At 60.7% G+C, this 16741-nt stretch carries 17 protein-coding genes; 12 read left to right on the top strand and 5 right to left on the bottom strand.

Annotation, left to right across the window (positions count from 1 at the left end):
- The 3 genes from H7B67_RS15370 (at nt 1) to lipB (ending at nt 3333) form a co-directional block, all read left to right on the top strand.
- Nucleotides 1–987 carry an alpha-ketoacid dehydrogenase subunit beta gene (locus H7B67_RS15370; protein ID WP_185120723.1) on the top strand — a complete coding sequence of 329 codons (987 nt, stop codon included), beginning with the start codon at nt 1–3 and terminating at the stop codon, nt 985–987.
- Nucleotides 988–1079: 92 nt separating this feature from the next.
- Entirely contained in the window at nt 1080–2468 is a 1389-nt protein-coding gene (locus tag H7B67_RS15365) for a dihydrolipoamide acetyltransferase family protein (protein ID WP_185120722.1), read from the top strand.
- A gap of 151 nt (nt 2469–2619) precedes the next feature.
- Nucleotides 2620–3333, top strand: coding sequence for a lipoyl(octanoyl) transferase LipB (gene lipB / locus H7B67_RS15360; RefSeq protein ID WP_185120721.1), 714 nt, complete (start codon nt 2620–2622; stop codon nt 3331–3333).
- On the opposite strand, the gene prli42 is transcribed toward lipB, so the two are convergent.
- Nucleotides 3290–3385, bottom strand: coding sequence for a stressosome-associated protein Prli42 (gene prli42, locus H7B67_RS31295; protein WP_185120720.1), 96 nt, complete (start codon nt 3383–3385; stop codon nt 3290–3292). The two genes, lipB and prli42, sit on opposite strands and share 44 nt — an antisense overlap.
- Nucleotides 3386–3464: 79 nt before the next feature.
- Here prli42 and H7B67_RS15350 point away from each other — a divergent pair, with 79 nt between their 5' ends.
- The 4 genes from H7B67_RS15350 to H7B67_RS15335 all read left to right on the top strand — a co-directional run bounded on the left by H7B67_RS15350 (nt 3465) and on the right by H7B67_RS15335 (nt 8526).
- Nucleotides 3465–4592, top strand: coding sequence for a M20/M25/M40 family metallo-hydrolase (locus H7B67_RS15350; protein ID WP_185120719.1), 1128 nt, complete (start codon nt 3465–3467; stop codon nt 4590–4592).
- Between the two features lie 345 nt (nt 4593–4937).
- Nucleotides 4938–5666 (top strand): hypothetical protein, encoded by a 729-nt coding sequence (locus H7B67_RS15345; RefSeq protein WP_185120718.1) that lies wholly within the window; start codon nt 4938–4940, stop codon nt 5664–5666.
- A gap of 32 nt (nt 5667–5698) precedes the next feature.
- Complete coding sequence (locus H7B67_RS15340) at nt 5699–7882, top strand: sensor histidine kinase (protein WP_185120717.1); 2184 nt, start codon at nt 5699–5701, stop codon at nt 7880–7882.
- Nucleotides 7883–7884: 2 nt separating this feature from the next.
- Nucleotides 7885–8526: a response regulator transcription factor gene (locus tag H7B67_RS15335; RefSeq protein WP_185120716.1), complete on the top strand. Its 642-nt coding sequence runs from the start codon at nt 7885–7887 to the stop codon at nt 8524–8526.
- A 578-nt stretch (nt 8527–9104) separates the two neighbouring features.
- Here the strand turns inward: H7B67_RS15335 and H7B67_RS15330 are convergent.
- Genes H7B67_RS15330 through H7B67_RS15320 form a run of 3 tightly spaced genes read right to left on the bottom strand, consistent with a single transcriptional unit; the run spans nt 9105 to nt 12324 of the window.
- Nucleotides 9105–10178, bottom strand: a complete 1074-nt coding sequence (locus H7B67_RS15330; protein ID WP_185120715.1) for an ABC transporter permease — start codon at nt 10176–10178, stop codon at nt 9105–9107.
- The gene (locus tag H7B67_RS15325) at nt 10162–11166 is read right to left on the bottom strand and encodes an ABC transporter ATP-binding protein (RefSeq protein WP_185120714.1); all 1005 of its coding nucleotides are present in this window, start codon (nt 11164–11166) and stop codon (nt 10162–10164) included. Before H7B67_RS15325 ends, H7B67_RS15330 begins: the two co-directional genes overlap by 17 nt.
- A 3-nt stretch (nt 11167–11169) precedes the next feature.
- Nucleotides 11170–12324 (bottom strand): COG1470 family protein, encoded by a 1155-nt coding sequence (locus tag H7B67_RS15320; protein WP_185120713.1) that lies wholly within the window; start codon nt 12322–12324, stop codon nt 11170–11172.
- Between the two features lie 233 nt (nt 12325–12557).
- Here H7B67_RS15320 and H7B67_RS15315 point away from each other — a divergent pair, with 233 nt between their 5' ends.
- Nucleotides 12558–13160, top strand: a complete 603-nt coding sequence (locus H7B67_RS15315) for an RNA polymerase sigma factor (protein ID WP_185120712.1) — start codon at nt 12558–12560, stop codon at nt 13158–13160.
- Nucleotides 13153–13926: an anti-sigma factor domain-containing protein gene (locus tag H7B67_RS15310; protein ID WP_185120711.1), complete on the top strand. Its 774-nt coding sequence runs from the start codon at nt 13153–13155 to the stop codon at nt 13924–13926. The genes H7B67_RS15315 and H7B67_RS15310 overlap by 8 nt, the downstream gene beginning before the upstream one ends.
- A 14-nt stretch (nt 13927–13940) precedes the next feature.
- Here H7B67_RS15310 and H7B67_RS15305 read toward each other — a convergent pair whose 3' ends face one another.
- Nucleotides 13941–14096: a Z-ring formation inhibitor MciZ gene (locus H7B67_RS15305; RefSeq protein WP_185120710.1), complete on the bottom strand. Its 156-nt coding sequence runs from the start codon at nt 14094–14096 to the stop codon at nt 13941–13943.
- A gap of 120 nt (nt 14097–14216) precedes the next feature.
- On the opposite strand from H7B67_RS15305, the gene H7B67_RS15300 reads away from it, so the two are divergent.
- The 3 genes from H7B67_RS15300 to spoIIM all read left to right on the top strand — a co-directional run bounded on the left by H7B67_RS15300 (nt 14217) and on the right by spoIIM (nt 16735).
- Nucleotides 14217–14783: an NUDIX domain-containing protein gene (locus H7B67_RS15300; protein WP_185120709.1), complete on the top strand. Its 567-nt coding sequence runs from the start codon at nt 14217–14219 to the stop codon at nt 14781–14783.
- Nucleotides 14784–15995, top strand: coding sequence for an endonuclease Q family protein (locus tag H7B67_RS15295; protein ID WP_185120708.1), 1212 nt, complete (start codon nt 14784–14786; stop codon nt 15993–15995).
- Nucleotides 15996–16078: 83 nt separating this feature from the next.
- Complete coding sequence (gene spoIIM, locus H7B67_RS15290; RefSeq protein ID WP_185120707.1) at nt 16079–16735, top strand: stage II sporulation protein M; 657 nt, start codon at nt 16079–16081, stop codon at nt 16733–16735.
- Nucleotides 16736–16741 lie beyond the last annotated feature (6 nt).

The following is a 16741-nucleotide window of genomic DNA, read 5'->3' as shown; positions in this document are numbered from 1 at the left end:
ATGCCGGTCATGGAATACATCGAAGCGATCCGCACGGCGATGAAGGACGAGATGGAACGGGACAGCCGGGTGTTCGTGATGGGCGAGGACGTCGGTCTGAAGGGCGGCGTGTTCGGCACGACGAAGGGGCTGCAGCAGCAGTTCGGGGAGCTTCGCTCTCTGGATACGCCGCTGGCGGAATCCGCGATCGCGGGCGTCGCCATCGGAGCGGCGATGGCGGGCATGCGCCCGATCGCCGAGATGCAGTATTCGGACTTCATGTTCCCCGCCACGAACCAGATCATCAGCGAGGCGGCCAAGATCCGCTATCGCTCCAACAACGATTGGGACTGCCCGGTCGTCATTCGCGCCCCGATCGGCGGAGGGATCTTCGGCGGGCTGTACCATTCCCAATGCCCGGAATCGGTGTTCTTCGGCACCCCGGGGCTCAAGATCGTCGCTCCGTCCACGGCCTATGACGCCAAGGGACTTCTGCTGTCGGCGATCCGCGATCCGGACCCGGTCCTTTTCTTCGAGAACAAGAAGTGCTACCGCCTGATCAGCGACGAAGTGCCGGAAGGCGACTATACCGTGCCGATCGGCAAGTCCAAGGTGATGCGCGAAGGCGACGACATTACCGTCATCGGATACAGCATGCCGCTGCACTTCGCGATGCAGGCGGCGGAGGAGCTGTCGCGCGAGGAGGGCATCGAGGCTCATATTCTAGACCTTAGAACGATTCAGCCGCTCGACAGGGAAGGCATCCTGGAAGCCGTCTCCCGCACCGGCAAAGTGCTCATCGTCCATGAAGACAACAAGACGGGAGGAGTCGGCGCGGAGGTCGCGGCGATCATCTCGGAAGAGCTGCTTTACGACTTGGATGCTCCGATTCGCCGTCTCTGCGGTCCGGACGTGCCGGCGATGCCGATCAACCCGCCCGGAGAGAAGCACTACCTGCTGAACAAGGACAAGTTGAAAGCAGCCATGCTGGATCTGGCCCGCTTCTAAGCAAGCGAGCCGGCCAAGCGAATAGAGCAGAACCGATGGGTTCGGGACGGCCGGAATAACCGGCCAGGTCCTTCGGAAGGAGATTGTGTTCGATGCCCAAGCAAGTCGTTGAGATCATAATGCCGCAATTGGCGGAGTCTCTCGTCTCCGCAACGATAGATCGTTGGCTGAAGCAAGTCGGCGAAGAAGTGGACATGTACGAGCCCTTATGCGATCTCATTACCGATAAAGTGAACGCGGAGCTGCCGTCGACGGCCAAAGGCGTCCTGGTCAAAATTCTCGTGGGACCGGGGGAGACGGTCGATGTCGGCACTCCGGTGTGCTTGATCGAGACGGAGGCGGCTGCCGGCGCAAGCGCGGCAAACGAACCGGCCGACAAGCCTTTGGCGGCTGCGGCGGCCGGTAGCGGCACCGAGAGCCGAGCGGGCGATGCGCGTCCCGCGGCGCCCCTGCTGCCGGCCGCGTTCGACCCGAACGCGCCGATGCGCCACCGGTATTCCCCGGCCGTGCAGAAGCTCGCCGCCGAGCACAGCATCGACCTGAGCCGCGTCGTCGGCACCGGGATGGGCGGCCGCATCACCCGCAAGGACGTGCTCGACGCCGCGCAGAACGGAACGGCGGGCTTCGCCGCCGCCGTCTCGGCTCCCGCGCCCGAAGCTCCGAAGAAAGAAGCGCCGAAGTCGCCGATGGATCCGCGGGTTCCGGTCCGTTCGACGGGGCTGCATCTGACCGAGGAGCCGCGGATTCCGACCATCGAGGTGGAAGGGCACGAATTGCCAGGCCGCGGAGAATACTTTATCGACGTCACCCCGGTTCGCAATTCGATCGCGACGAAGATGCGCCAGAGCGTCAGCGAGATTCCCCACGGCTGGATGATGATCGAGGTGGACGTGACCAACCTCGTGCTTCTTCGCAACAGCCTGAAGGACGAATTCAAGAAGCGCGAAGGCATCAACCTGACCTACATGCCGTTCCTGTGCAAGGCGACGGTCAACGCTATCAAGGATTACCCGATCATGAATTCCGTCTGGGCGACGGACAAGATCATCGTGAAGCGCGATATCAATCTGTCGCTGGCCGTAGGGACGGAAGACTCCGTCATTACGCCGGTCATCCGGAACGCGGATCAGAAGAACATCGCCGGTCTCGCGCACGAGATCAACGATCTGGCGAGAAGAACGCGGGACGGCAAGATCAAGCTGAACGACCTGCAGGGCGGAACGTTTACCGTGAACAACACGGGCGCCTTCGGCTCCATCCTGTCCCAGCCGATCATCAACTACCCGCAGGCGGCGATCATGACGTTCGAATCGATCGTGAAGAAGCCGGTCGTCATCAACGACATGATCGGCGTCCGCTCCATGGTCAACATCTGCCTGTCGCTCGACCACCGCATTCTCGACGGCGTCATCTGCGGTCGCTTCCTTCAGAGAGTGAAGGAGAACCTGGAAAGCTACAACATGGATACGAAGGTCTATTAAGCCTCGCAGCAAGGGCCGTTCCGCCGATTCGTCTCGGAGGGGACGGTCCTTGTCCGTTGCGGCCCCGCCGCTCCGCCTCGTTGAGACGGGGAACCGGATGCGCTAGAATAAGAAGAGTCTTGGAATGGCATGGAACAGAGGAGGCAGACGCATGAGCCGTGAACTGACGACGGAGTATTTATCCCGCATCGATTATCAAGAAGCGTGGGAGCTGCAGAAGGGCATCGTGGCCGCGATCGATCAAGGCAGCCAAGGGGATACCTTGCTGATGCTTGAGCATCCGCCTACCTATACGATCGGAACGGATAAGCATCCGGAACATTTGCTTTACGGAGAAGAAGAGCTGAAGCGAAGAGGAATTCAGGTTTACCAGATCGACCGCGGAGGAGACATTACCTATCACGGGCCGGGTCAATTGGTCGGCTATCCTCTTATCTACCTGGCCGCGGAAGGGCTCGACCTGCACGCTTATTTGCGAACATTGGAAGAGGCGATTATCGGCCTGCTGGCGGAGTACGGGATCGAAGGAGGAAGAAAGCCGGAGTATACCGGCGTCTGGGTAGGAGACCGGAAGATCGCCGCGATCGGAGTCAAATTCAACCGGGCCCGGAACAGCCGCGGGTTCGTCACGAGCCACGGCTTCGCCTTTAACGTGAAGAAAGAAGTGGAGCAGGAAGGCTTCCAAGGCATTATTCCGTGCGGCATCTCCGAGTACGGAGTCACTTCGCTGGAATCGCTGACGGGCCGGACTCTGGAGGTGGAACGGATCGGGCAGCAGCTGCTGCCGCATGTTGTCCGTGTCTTCGGCTACGATTCGGCGGTTACATCAGAGATCCGATCGCGCCTAGCACCGCAGAAGCGATAATGGCGAAGAGCATCAGGTAGACGACGACTTTAAACCAACGTCTGTTGTTCATGATTTCGATCCTTTCTCCTTGAGAATGAGAGCGACTGCCATACCCTATTGTACCGTATCCGAACGGAGGAGGAAAACCCATGATTCAAAGAGAACGGCTGCTGGCCGAATTCATGGAGCTGGTTCAGATCGACAGCGAGACCAGGTTCGAGCAGGAGATCAGCGCGGCGTTAAAAAAGAAATTCGCGGACCTGGGACTCGAGGTGACGGAGGACGACGCGGCGGAGAAGACGGGACACGGGGCGGGCAATCTGTTCGCTTGGCTGCCGGCGACGCCGGGACGGGAGAACGCGGCGGCGCTGCTTTTCACGTCCCATATGGACACCGTGACTCCCGGCAAGGGAATCAAGCCTCGTCTGGATGACGACGGCTACATAAGAAGCGACGGAACGACGATTCTCGGCAGCGACGACAAGGCGGGACTCGCGGCGATGCTGGAGGCGATTCGCCAGATCCGCGAGCACGGCATCGAGCACGGCCCGATCCAATTCGTCATCACGGTGGGCGAAGAGTCCGGATTGCTCGGAGCGCTCGCGATGGATGCGTCGAGGCTTCGGGGCAAGATCGGCTTCGCGCTCGATTCCAACGGCAGCATCGGAGACATCGCGATCGCGGCGCCGACCCAAGCGAAGATCACGATGAAGATCCACGGCCGCTCGGCGCACGCCGGCGTCAATCCGGAAGACGGCATCAGCGCCATCGAGGTCGCCTCCAAGGCGATCGCCCGCATGCCGCTCGGACGGATCGACAAGGAAACGACCGCCAACATCGGCCGCATAGAAGGCGGAGGCCCGACGAACGTCGTTTGCGATCTCGTCACGCTCGAAGCGGAAGCGCGGAGCATCGTTCAAGAGAAGCTGGACCGCCAGCTCGCGGCGATGAAGGAAGCGCTCGAACAAGCGGCCGGCGAATTTGGAGCCCGAGCGGAATTCGACAGCCGGATCGCGTATCCTTCGTTCGGCTTCGGGGAGGACGACGAGGTCGTCCGGATCGCGAAGGCCGCGATCGGGAGCCTTGGCCTGACGCCACGCCCGTTCGTCTCCGGAGGCGGAAGCGACGCGAACGTCTTTAACGGCAAGGGCGTGCCTACCGTTAACCTGGCCGTCGGCTACAAGGATATCCACACGACGAAGGAGCGGATCAAGGCCGACGACCTCGTCAAGGCGGCCGAGCTTGTCCTCGCGATCGTTCGCGAAACGGTCAAATAAAGAAGGAAGCAATCGCTCCCGGAAGAGGGAAGGCAACGATGCCTTCGACTCCGTCCGGGAGCGTTTTTTTTCGCGCGCGGTTCCGTTCTCAACCCCCGTCTCAATCCCCGTCTCAACCTCCGTCTCAATGCCCGTTCTCGTCCCTTTTCCCGAACGCTTTTCCCAAGGATTCGGGAATTCCTCTCTACAAACCGGGAAATCGATTCTGTTACGCTGAGAACAAATAAAAGCTATTCAAAATTTTGGAGGAGGCGTAAAATGAGTACAGAATCAAGCGGTAAAGGAAAAATTTCGGGAATTGTTTTTCGGTTTTTTGCCATCGTTTTCGCGGCGGCGGGGCTCTTCATGCTTCAGGGATTATCCGAAGGGCTGGAGCCGTGGGTCCGTTCCTTCCTGGCATCTACTCCTCTCGAGGAAGACATCCGGTTCCATGCCGCTTCCCACGGGGCGCTGATCGGCATTCTGTTCAGCTTCAGCTTGCTGGCGATGCTGCGGAAGCCTCTCGACAAGCCGATGCTGCTTCACTTTTATTTTATCGGCCATCTGATCTTCCTCGGCACTCTGCTGCTGACCGATCCGGCGCTCGCCAAGCAATCGTTCTTCGTCTTTATTCTGTTCGCGGTCGTGCTCTGCGTCTTGTTCGCCGTTTATTCGAAGCGGCGCGAGATGCTTCGCCCTCAGCAATCGAGAGTCCTCAACCGGCCGCTGCTGATCATGTCCGGAATCGCGTTTTTGGGGCTGCTTCCCTTTATTATTCGAGGGATCACGGGACAGATCGACGACGGCGACATGCAGTTCCGATGGGGCGAAGGGGCCGCGCTTGGCTTGACGCTTGCCTATTCCGGCTACTTGACCGCAACCTCGCGTCCGGGCGCCCGAACGCTCGGAATTCTTCAAAGCCTTGCTTATATTTACATGGGGCTCGCTTCGATTACGCTGCCACACTATCCGGGCAGTTGGGGAGTCCTCGGAGGGACGGCGGCGATCGTCTACGGCCTCGTCTACGGCGCGCTCGTGCTGCAGCAGCTGTCGTCCGAATCTTCTTGGAAGGCCCTTGAATCCGTTCCTTCATGAACGCCAATCCTGTAAGGCGGGAAAATAATCCGATGACGAATGCCGAATGGAAGCCGAGCAATCCGCTTGACGGCCGCTACCCTCGAGGGTGGCGGTCTCTCCTGCGTTGGAGCGCGTTCCTGGTCTGCGCGGCTTACGCCGGGCTTTTTCTGTGGAGAATCCCGGCTTATTATGTGTATCTAAGAGAACAGTGCCTGCAGGGCTCTTGCGAACTCAGCGTATTGACTCCGCTTCCGGCGGAAACCGCGGCAAGAATGGGGCTGTCGCCCGGAGGGTTCGCGGGTTTGTATACGGGAATCAGTCTGGCCGACTTCGCCGTTTACTTCGCGACGGCTGCCATCATCCTGTTCAAGAGACCGAGGGAACCGATCTCTTGGCTAGCCGCCTCCGCGCTCGTTTCCTTCCATAGTTCCAGCTTCATAGTCGTTCAATGGACCCGGCTGGGCTGGCTGGCCGATCTCATGAGCGATTTGTCGTCGCTGATCTTCGTGCTGTTTCTGACCTTGTTCCCGAACGGCAAAGTCGTCATCAAGCCGATGTTCGGGGCCATCGTCGCGCTGAGCTTGGTCCGAAGCGTCGCCTGGTATTTTCCCGAGCAGCCGTGGGGAGCGGCGCAATGGCCGATCTGGGCGACCTTGCTCTGGATGCTTCTGCTGTACGGAACGATCATCTGGAATCAATTTATTCGATATCGGCGCTATGCGGAGGTTTCGGAGAAGCAGCAGACCAAATGGGTGGTGTACGGCCTTCTTCTGTCCGTCTCGGGCTTGCTTGCCCTATCGGCCGCGCCGCTGCTCTACGATCGGCAATTCTACTATACGGCGTCACCCGAAGCGATGTTCGCGCTGGACGTAGCGGTCCTTCTCGTCATGCTCCCGATTCCGGCGACTTTAGGAATCTCGATGCTGAGAAGGCGACTGTGGGATATCGACCCGATCGTTACCCGAACGCTTGTGTACGGCTGCTTAAGCGCCGTCGTCATTACGCTGTATTCGTTGACCGTGTGGTACCTCTCCATTCTCTTCCGTTCGGGTCCGAACATGGTTTTCTCCATTATCGGAGCAGGCTTCGTCGCCGTCGTGTTCGCCCCTCTCAAGGAGAAGCTTCAGCGGGGCATCAACCGGGTCGTTTACGGGGTTCAATCCGATCCCTTCTCCGTTCTGGAGAAGCTCGGCACCAGGCTGAAGGAGCCAAGCTCGCCGGAGGAGGTGCTCGACATCGTCGTTCGGACGGTAAAGGACTCGCTTCGGCTTCCTTACGCGGCGATTCAGGTGACTCATCAAGGGGAAGCTCTTCGGGTCGCCTCGGCGGGGAACGAGGAAGGGGGCGACGTGAAGAGGCTGCCTTTGATCGCCGGCGGGGAAGAATTCGGGACTTTATTCGTGAGCACGCGCGGACCGGACGAGAGCTTCCAAGAAGCCGATTGGAAGCTGCTTCGCGTGCTGGCGCGGCAAGCGGGCACCGTCGTTCAGGCCGTGAAGCAGGCGATGGACATTCGGATGCTGCTGGACGATCTGCAGGATACCCGGGAGAAGCTCGTCTTTGCCCGGGAGGAGGAACGCCGATCGATGCGCAAGAATCTTCATGACGATATCGCTCCGAGGCTGGCGGCCATGCGCTTGACCGCTTCCCTCGTCGAGGATTGGATCCGGAAGGATCCGAACCGGGCGATCGGCATCATGAACAAGTTCAAGCAGGATATCGGCGACACCGTTAACGAAATAAGAGGAATCGTTTACGATTTAAGGCCGCAGGCGCTTGACGAGCTGGGATTGAGCGGCGCGATCCGGCAGCGGGTGGGGCAGCTGTTGGAGCTTCAGAAAATGAAGGATTTCGAGACCGCGGTACGCTTATCGGTCGACTTGGAGCTGCCGGAGCAGCTTCCCCCGCTGCCGGCCGCGGTCGAGGTCGGCGCTTACCGGATCGTGACGGAGGCGCTGCTGAACGTCGTCAAACACGCGAAGGCGAGCCGTTGCCGAGTCCGAATCGCCCTTCGGCCGGATGCGGGCGAGATGCAAATCGACGTGGTCGACGACGGGATCGGACTCGGCTCCGGTCCTAAGCCGTCGGACGGCGGTCTCGGGCTGTTCTCCTTGAAGGAACGGGCCGAGGAGTTGGGAGGCGGCTGCACGGTGACGAGCGGCGAATCGGGTGGAACGCGAGTGTCCGCCGCGCTGCCGCTGCGGACGCAACTATTCGGAGGAGGAATCGATTAAACATGCTGCGTATTTTGCTTGCCGACGACCACCCGATGTTCCGGGAAGGGGTGAGAAGCATCTTGGAAAATACAGAGGGCTTAACCGTCATAGGCGAAGCGAAGACGGGAGAGGAAGCGGTGCGGCTCGCCTTGGAGCTGAAGCCTCATGTCGTGCTGATGGACATTCGCATGCCGGGCCTCAACGGGATCGAAGCGACCGCGAGAATCCGCGAGGCCGCCCCGGCGATCGGCATTCTGATCTGCACGATGTTCAAGGACGACGTCTCCGTCATTACGGCCATGAAGGCAGGTGCCCGCGGATACATTCTGAAGGATTCGGACAAGGACGACATCCTTCGGGCGATCTGGGCCACGGCGTCCGGAGAAGCCATCTTCAGCGGCGACGTCGCCGACCGCATGGTCGACCTCGTCACGAAGCCGATGCATCGTCTGGACGCGTTCGCCGAGCTAACCTATCGGGAACGGGAGGTTCTGGGCATGGTCGCGGACGGCGTCTCCAATGCCGAGATCTCCTCGCGCCTGGAGCTGAGCCAGAAGACGGTTTCGAATTACCTGACTAATATTTTCAACAAGCTACAGGTTACCGGACGAGCCGAGGCCATCGCCAAGGTCAAAGAGGCGGGCGGGATGTTCGAGGGGTAGGGTCGTCCGCCTAGCTCCATCACTGAGGGGAAAGAGCGCCGGATCCAAAGAAGGTAAACTAACTACGCACGTTGATGAGGAAGAGAAGCAGAATAGAAGGGGAAGAGACGCCGGAAGTCTAAAGAAGGTAACCATACTACGCACGTAGGAGGGGAAGCTTCTGGCTTTCGGAGTTGTACGAAGTGCATTTGCGGCCTTGTTTTGATTCTTCTGGCCCGAGTATGGTCCGGGGAGACTTTCAGACACGTTTAACCCCAATAAGAAGCTGTCCCTAGTCATTTCATGACTGTCGGGACAGCTCCTTCGCAAGACTACTCGCTATGATACATACGCTCCGAGCGACTACCTTCATTTTTAACGGAACGGACAGCCTCTATATAGGTTCAAAACGCCGCTTTTCCGATCTAACGGAAATACAAGCCCTTATTTATTGAGAATAAACATGGATGACGGAGTTTTTATCCAACTAACGTCGCTTAGTTCCGTTAGATTTCAAAAACTCGAATTATCGGCTAAATAAGGTCTCCTGCTTCCGTTAGAAGTCATCGTCTTAGCATGGACTCGCCGTGCCGCTCGGCTTAAGACCGAGACCGGATCTCCTGCCGCATGAACGCCACGTAGGAAGCGGCGAACGAGACGGCCGTCTCCGCGACGATCGCGACGACCTGCGGCCAAACGAGCAGCAGGCTCTGCCCGAACGACAGCGGAGCGTTGAGCGCGAGATACGCCTGGTCCTGCGTCACGAACGGATTCAGCGTCCGAACGTCCGGCAAGAGAAGCGTGGACGCCGCCTCCTGGAACAGGTAGGCCGGCGAAAGGCGCTGCAGCAGCATCATCCAGTTCTGCTGGCTGACGTAAGCGGCCGCGTCTGCGGCATCTCCCGGCGCCGTCGCGTTCGAGACGAGGTTAACGATCATCCCGTAGAAGACGAGAAAAAAGATCCACACCGCGATGCCGCTTAGCGCCGAAGTGGCCGCCTGCTTGAACCTTACCGAGAAGAGCAGGGACAGGTTAAGCCATAGACCGACGTAGACGGTCGTGATGACGAGCGCGACGACGACGCGCCAGAATTCCTCGGGCGTCGGCGGATAGCCGATCGTGAGCAAGCCCATCCCCATGACGAGGAAGCCCAGGGAGAAAACGACGACCGCGATCAGCAGCAGGCCGGCGACGAATTTGGCGTTCAGGAAGTCGTCCCGGTACACCGGCTGCGACATGACTCGGCTGAGCGTTCCCTTGTTCCGCTCGGAATTGATCGAGTCGAAGCCGATGGCGATGCCGATGAGAGGAGCCAGGAACGACAGGAACGTCAGGAAGTTCGGCAGCGATCCGTCGGACACCGTGAACATCTTGAGGAACAGGAACGACGAGTCGATCTCCGTCCCGCTCCCGGTCGCCGCCTCCTGCGCGTCCTTCAGAGCGGTGATCGACGCGTAGATCGAACCGATGCAGGCGAGCGTTACGATGGCGAGCAGGATAATGAATCGCCAGCTGCGAATGTGATCGCCGAACTCCTTCTGCACCATGACCCAGAATGCCGAGCCGCCGGGGCCGCGTTCCCTGTCCGCGAAGCCGCTTGTCCTCGCGGCCGGTCCGTCGCCGGACCGCAGCCTCGCCAACGGCAAGCGCAGCCGCTCAAGAAGTCCGCTCATGGGAATCCCCTCCTTCGAAGTAACGGTGATAAATATCGTCCAGCCCGTATCGGGTCGGCCTCAGGCCGAGCAGCGAAGCGCCGGAGGAGACGACGGCGGAAGCGAGCGAAGCCGTCACGTCGACGCCGCTGGCGACCCGGATCGTCGCGAGGTCCGACGAAGCGTCGCCCGCTCCGCTGCCGGAGAGCGCATCCGTCTCGCACCGGTTGACGGCAAGAACTCCTTCCAGCGACAGAAGCGTCTCTTCGAGAGCGGAGTCCCAGCCGCCCACGTCGATCTCGACAAGGTGGGTCGGACCGCCGTCCAGCTCGCGCGACAGCGTGTCGAGATCGCCCGCGGCGATAAGCCGTCCCTTGACGAACAGGCCGACCCGGTCGCAAATCTGCTGCACCTGATGGAGATGGTGAGAGGACAGCAGGACGGTCAGCCCTTCGGTCCGGCTCATCTCGCGGATCAGCACAAGCAGCTCGCGCACCCCCTCCGGGTCGATTCCGAGCGTCGGCTCGTCGAGAATGATGACGTCCGGCCGCTTGATCAGCACGTCGGCAAGGCCGAGCCTCTGCCGCATCCCGCGCGAGTAAGCACCCGTTTTCTTGCGGGCCGCGTCCGCTAGGCCGACCTTCTCCAGAAGCAGCATGGCCCTCTCGCGCGCGTCCTTCTCGGGCACGCCGTTCAGCCTTGCGGTATAGACCAGATTGTCGAGCCCCGACCGGTCGTCGTAGAAGCCGATATCGTCCGGCATGTAGCCGACCCGGCGTTTGACGAGCATCGGCTGGCGCGTCGCGTCGAGGCCGCAGACGGTCGCGCTGCCGGAGGTCGGTTCGGTCAAGCCGAGCATCATGAGGATCGTCGTCGTTTTGCCCGCGCCGTTCGGTCCGAGCAAGCCGAAGATCTCCCCTTGCCGAATGGTCAAATCCAGCCGGTCGACCGCCGTGAATTCCCCGTATTTCTTGGTCAGCTGCTTAAGCTCGATAACTCCCGCTTCCATCGCTTACCGCCTCCCGTACTTGCGGAAGAGGCCGTAAATTCCCGCAAGCACCGCCGCGATAATCACGACGCCGATCCAGCCCCAGAAGACCGAAGTCTTCACGGTGACGCGAATCGCGGCATCGGCGGACTTCTCGGACGATTGCGCGGTCATGCCGACGACGTAATCTCCGGAGAGCGACTTGCCGCTCGATTGGATCGTCGCGGTGACGGGCACGGATTCTCCCGGCTTGATCGAAGCGATCGTCTTCGGCTCGAACGTGACTTCCCAATCGGTCGGAGCCGTGCTCGTGAGGCTGACGTTCGACAGCTCCGAGCTGCCCGTGTTCTGCACGACCATCTCCAGGTTCTTCTTGCCTCCCGCGGTCACGTCGGCGCTAAGCCGCTGGTCGCTCGTCGTCAGGTTCAGGCCGTACGTGCCGGTAATGACGGCTTGCATCGTCGCTTTGGCGTTCGTGCTGCTGTTGGACGCCTGGATCGGAATATCGTACGTTTGGGCCGTCGCCTTGTCGGACGGCGTGAGCGTCAGCGTGATCGCTTGCGAACCGTTCGGATCGATATCGACGGACGTTACGTTGCTGCCGCTCACGGCGAATTGGGCGGTCCAACCGTCGGGAGCATCCGCGGAGAGAGCATATTGCTGCTTGCTCGCGGTCCGGTTGCTTAAGGTCAGGTTGTACGTGAAGGTGGAATCGGAATTCCCTTGCATGTTCGGCTGCTCGGCCGTGAGCTCCGTCTTGTACGTCCCTTGCTCGGTGACGTTGATCTTGAGGTTCAGCGCCCCGAACGTCCCCGCGTTCAGCCGGAACGCATAGTCCCCTTTATTCACTTCATACGGCACCTGAATGGTCAGATTGACGTTTTGCGACTCGCCCGGCTTCACCGACACCTGCCGGATCGGATGGCCTCCGGCCGAGAGATCGGTCGTCCAATTGGTTCCGATCGGTTCGTAGCTAAGATCGGCGGTCTGGATCGAATCGCCGTCGTTGATCAATTCGACGTCGTAGGACAGCGTCTCGCCCGGAGCGGCGGACAGGCTCGTGTACGGCGTGTACAGCTTGACTCCGCCGGCGGCGAAAGCCGAAGCCGAGACGGCCAGAGTGCCGAGACATAGCGCGAGGGCAAGCGCGGCCATTTTGTTGCGAACGGTTTTGAACATGACGTTAGACCCCTCCCGAGGCAATAAGTTGGTTTCATGTGACCTACGTTTGAGAAGGGGGAGCGGATTTACTTCGCGGCCGAATCGGCGGATAAAAATTCGCTTAATAGAACCTTAAAAACAGATAAAAACGCGGAAGAGGCCGTTTTCAGCCGGGGCGATTTCTGCTATTTATGACTTAAATAAATTCGTCGGCAACAAAGCACATTCACGGGAAAAGCGGGGGATACGATATGCGCACGACGGCGCACAACCGGAACGAGAGCTTGTCGGAGCTGCTGCGCGGCATGGCGGAAGGCTCGGGCTCGGCGTTCGACCGGTTCTACGAGAAGGCGATGCCGTTCATGCTTCCGATCGCCGTTCAACTGCTGGGGGATCGAATGGAGGCGGAGGACGCCTGCCACGACGTGCTGCTAGCGGTGATCTCCAATCCGCGGCGGTACGATCCGTCGCGCGGCTCGGTCGAGGCGTGGCTCGCGATCCAGACGAAGAGCCGCTGCCTGGACGGGCTTCGGAAGCGGAAGAAGCTGGTCCTGCGGGAGGCGGAGACGGAGGAACGGCCGCTGGCGGGATCGCTTCCGCAGCCGGAGGAGACGGTGATGGCCAAGCTGCAGGGCGAGGCGGTCCGGCGGGCGCTCGAGGAGCTTCCGGGCCTTCAACGGCAGACGCTGGCGGCGGCTTTCTACTCGTCCAGAAGCCAGCGGGAGCTGGCGGAGGAGTGGCGGCTGCCGCTCGGCACGATCAAGTCGAGGATGCGGTACGGGCTGAATCATCTGAAAAAGACGCTGGAGCGAATGGGCTGGGCGAACGGAGAGGAGGCGGAGGAGCGTGGATAATCGGAACTGCTACATTCCGGAGACGGCCTGGGTCGATTATCATCTGGGCAAGCTTCCCGCTGCGGAAGCGGCAGCCTTAACGCGCCATCGCGACTCGTGCGCGGCATGCTCCGCCGCCAGCCGGGAGTGGGAGTCGCTGCTTGTAACGCCTTCCGATCTGCGGCAGAGCGCGGCGCCGGCTCGTGCGCCCCTTAAGCTAAGAGCGCTGGCAAGGCTGCGCGGCGCCGCGAATCGAGCTCGCCGGCATGCGTCGGTATCCGCCAAACGCCGAGCGGCGGTTGCGACGACGCTCGCGGCCGTCGCGATCGCCTTGGCCGCATACGCTTACGACAGCATCGGGACGGAGACGAAGGCGGTCGATCCCCAGGATTACGCGCAGCGCCACGAACCGGACGCCGCCCTGGTTCTGAGCCGTCCGGACACGGTCGTCTATTCGCTTGGCGCGAACGGGCCGCTTCCCGCGGGCTCGCTTCTTCCGCTCGCGAAAGAAACCGTCTGGATCAACGAAAGAACCCATGAGATCTTCGTTCTTCTGGAAGGAATGGTTCCCTCCGGCGATCTGGACGTACAGGCTTGGGCGTTCGCGGACGGCCGCGCGTCCAATCTGGGACTGCTGCAATTCAACGACAACCTGGCGCATTTGTATTCCCGCAACGTATGGCCGGAGGGCTGGGAGTCGCTGGCGCTGACGCTGGAGCCGAAAGGCGGGAGCCTTGCGCCGACAACGCCGGAGACGGTCGCCGTTCGTCTGGTCGAGAGACCGTAATGGAACGATAACTCTCAGCGAACGGGCTTGTTGCGCGGGGAAGGATTCAACACTTCGGCAAGGCGGGCGCTCCCGCCTTGTTCTTGTTTCAGGCGGCGGATCGCGCTGCGGATCTCCCAAGCCTTGCCCACCCACTGCACCCGGCTCTCGTCGGCATAACGCTTCAACATGGCCTTTTCCCCCTTCGAAGATCGCGGTCTCTAAAGGCGTTGCCGCTTGCATTCTCGCGGACAAGCCTATATCTTGAACCTATGACCCCTTGGGCGAAAACATGACTGGAGGACCTAATCATGAGCCAACCGGATATAAAGAAGCATGCTTTCTACGAGCAAACGATAGAGTCGAAGCCGATCTACGACGGAAGAATAATCAAGGTTCAAGTGGATACCGTGCGGCTGCCTAACGGCGAGACCTCCACCCGCGAGCTGGTGCGCCATCCGGGCGCCGTCGCCGTCATCGCGCTGCTGGACGGCAAGCTGCTCGTCGTCGAGCAATTCCGCAAGGCGCTGGAGCGGGCGCAGGTCGAGATTCCGGCGGGCAAGCTGGAGCCGGGAGAGGACCCTCGGGAAGCGGCGCTTAGGGAGCTGGAGGAGGAGACGGGCTACCGCGCGAAGACGATCCGGCATCTGCAGACGTTCTCCACGTCGCCCGGGTTCGCGGAGGAAGTCATTCACCTCTACTATGCGGACGATCTCGAAGCGGGAGAAGTCAACTTGGACGAAGAGGAGTTCCTTACCTGCGAAGCGATCACGCTGGAGCAGGCGGATGCCTACATCCGCGAAGGACGGATTTACGATGCCAAGACGCTGCTGGCCGTCGCCTACTGGCGGCTTGGACAGCTCGCGGGGAACGAATAAATGAAGGACCGCGAGCTTAGCGGCTTGGAAGAAGGCGCGAGGATCTTCGCCGATCTCCACGTTCATATCGGCCGCACGAGCGGCAACGAAGCGGTGAAGATCAGCGCGAGCAACGCCCTCACGTTCCGTTCGATCGCGGAGGAGGCGTCCGAGCGCAAAGGCGTCGGCCTTGTCGGCGTGATCGATTGCCACTCTCCGCCTGTCCAGCGGGATATCGAGGATTGCCTGGAGTCCGGGGAGATGGAAGAGGTTCGCGGAGGAGGCATTCGCTTCCGCAATACCGTCATCCTGCCGGGCTGCGAGGTCGAGGTCAAGGAGGAAGGCGGCGGGCCGTTCCATCTGCTCGTCTATTTTCCGACGCTCGAGGCGATAAAGGGATGGACGGGCTGGATGGAGCCCAGGATGAAGAACGTGAGGCTGAGCTCCCAGAGAATCCGCGCGACCGCAAGGGAGCTGCAGGCGGAAGCGATCGCCAGAGGCGGCATCGTCATTCCCGCGCACGCGTTTACGCCGCATCGCGGCTTGCTGGGCTGTTCGGCGGATCGACTCTCCGATCGCCTGGATCCGGAAGGCATCGCCGCCGTCGAACTCGGGCTAAGCGCCGATACCCGGATGGCATCCCGCCTGTCCGAGCTGGATCGCTACCCGTACGTCACGAACTCGGACGCCCATTCGACCGGAATGATCGGCCGGGAGTGCAACGAGCTGCTCTTGCGGGAGCTTACCTTCGAAGAGTGGATCATGGCGCTTCGGGGGGAGAAGGGGCGGCGGATCGTCTCCAATCTGGGGCTTCATCCGCTTCTTGGCAAGTACCATACCGCCTACTGCGCCTCCTGCAAGCAGCCGTTTCGCGAGGATGGCGGCAAGACGGCGGTTTGTCCGGGCTGCGGCAGCCGCAAGCTGGTAAGGGGAGTAGCGGGCAGGATCGAAGAGCTCGCGGACCGGGAACCGGGAGAAGGAATGGAGTCGCGTCCTCCGTATATCCGTCAGATCCCTCTTTCCTTTTTCCCGGGAGCGGGACCGCGAATGAGGCATAGACTGCTTACGGAAGTCGGGACGGAGATGGAGATTCTTCATCGCTTGCCGTTCGAGCGAATCGCCGCCGTCGCGGGAGAAAAGCTGGCGAACCTCATCCTGGAGGCGAGAGAAGAGAAGCTTGAGCTCGTGCCCGGCAGCGGGGGAACCTACGGACGCATTCGCCGGAATCCGTGAGCGGCCGACGCATAATCGCGGCTCGTCCATCATACACATAGGCACCGGGTAAAGGATGCTGATGGACGAGGAGGCGAAGTCCGGTGAACCTGCGGCTGTGGAACCTGTCTGCTCGCGATAATCGCAATATGTACATTTTCATGGGAGTGCTCCTGCTGTCCGGCACCGTGTTCGGAGTCGTGCTCGTGGGCGCCTTGACGTTGGATCAGCAGCAGGATCTCGCGGACAGGCTCGACGTGTATTGGCAGACGTTCGGCAACGCCGAAGCGCTCGATGCGGGCGCCGCGTTCCGGGACCGATTCTTCCTGTATGCCAAGTGGCTGTTCCTCATCTGGATGCTAGGCTTGTCCGTCATCGGTCTGCCGTTCGTCATGGCTCTCGATTTTCTCAAAGGGGTGCTGCTCGGCTTCTCGGTCGGCTTGATCGTGCGGGAGATGAGCTGGCATGGCGTCGGGCTGTCGCTGGCCGCGGTCGCCCCCCAGAATCTCCTCGTGATCCCCGCGCTTATTATCGCCAGCGTATCGGCGTCCCGCTTCGCTTATTTCGTCGTTCGGGAACGGCTGTTCCGGCGGAAGGGGAACATGCTGCCTCCCTTTGTCGCCCATACCGCAGTTGCGGGCGCGATGCTGGTCGTCCTGTGCGCCGCCTCTTTGTACGAAGCCTATGTATCTCCGTTGGTCATTGAGAGAATCGCCCCCGATCCCGGGCTTGCCGCCCAGCTTCCGAAACTCGAAAAATAGCGAAAA

This window comes from Cohnella thailandensis, from assembly GCF_014212135.1.
Taxonomy (GTDB): Bacteria; Bacillota; Bacilli; order Paenibacillales; family Paenibacillaceae; genus Cohnella; species Cohnella thailandensis.
The sequence above is the reverse complement of the archived record's forward strand: the minus strand, read 5'-3'. Positions and strand labels throughout refer to the sequence as shown.

Excerpts from the sequence above, each read along its gene's own strand:
- H7B67_RS15370 (WP_185120723.1), top strand. The coding sequence starts at position 1 with ATGCCGGTCATGGAATACATCGAAGCGATCCGCACGGCGATGAAGGAC.
- H7B67_RS15365 (WP_185120722.1), top strand. The coding sequence starts at position 1,080 with ATGCCCAAGCAAGTCGTTGAGATCATAATGCCGCAATTGGCGGAGTCT.
- lipB (WP_185120721.1), top strand. The coding sequence starts at position 2,620 with ATGAGCCGTGAACTGACGACGGAGTATTTATCCCGCATCGATTATCAA.
- prli42 (WP_185120720.1), bottom strand. The coding sequence starts at position 3,385 with ATGAACAACAGACGTTGGTTTAAAGTCGTCGTCTACCTGATGCTCTTC.
- H7B67_RS15350 (WP_185120719.1), top strand. The coding sequence starts at position 3,465 with ATGATTCAAAGAGAACGGCTGCTGGCCGAATTCATGGAGCTGGTTCAG.
- H7B67_RS15345 (WP_185120718.1), top strand. The coding sequence starts at position 4,938 with ATGCTTCAGGGATTATCCGAAGGGCTGGAGCCGTGGGTCCGTTCCTTC.
- H7B67_RS15340 (WP_185120717.1), top strand. The coding sequence starts at position 5,699 with ATGACGAATGCCGAATGGAAGCCGAGCAATCCGCTTGACGGCCGCTAC.
- H7B67_RS15335 (WP_185120716.1), top strand. The coding sequence starts at position 7,885 with ATGCTGCGTATTTTGCTTGCCGACGACCACCCGATGTTCCGGGAAGGG.
- H7B67_RS15330 (WP_185120715.1), bottom strand. The coding sequence starts at position 10,178 with ATGAGCGGACTTCTTGAGCGGCTGCGCTTGCCGTTGGCGAGGCTGCGG.
- H7B67_RS15325 (WP_185120714.1), bottom strand. The coding sequence starts at position 11,166 with ATGGAAGCGGGAGTTATCGAGCTTAAGCAGCTGACCAAGAAATACGGG.
- H7B67_RS15320 (WP_185120713.1), bottom strand. The coding sequence starts at position 12,324 with ATGTTCAAAACCGTTCGCAACAAAATGGCCGCGCTTGCCCTCGCGCTA.
- H7B67_RS15315 (WP_185120712.1), top strand. The coding sequence starts at position 12,558 with ATGCGCACGACGGCGCACAACCGGAACGAGAGCTTGTCGGAGCTGCTG.
- H7B67_RS15305 (WP_185120710.1), bottom strand. The coding sequence starts at position 14,096 with ATGTTGAAGCGTTATGCCGACGAGAGCCGGGTGCAGTGGGTGGGCAAG.
- H7B67_RS15300 (WP_185120709.1), top strand. The coding sequence starts at position 14,217 with ATGAGCCAACCGGATATAAAGAAGCATGCTTTCTACGAGCAAACGATA.
- H7B67_RS15295 (WP_185120708.1), top strand. The coding sequence starts at position 14,784 with ATGAAGGACCGCGAGCTTAGCGGCTTGGAAGAAGGCGCGAGGATCTTC.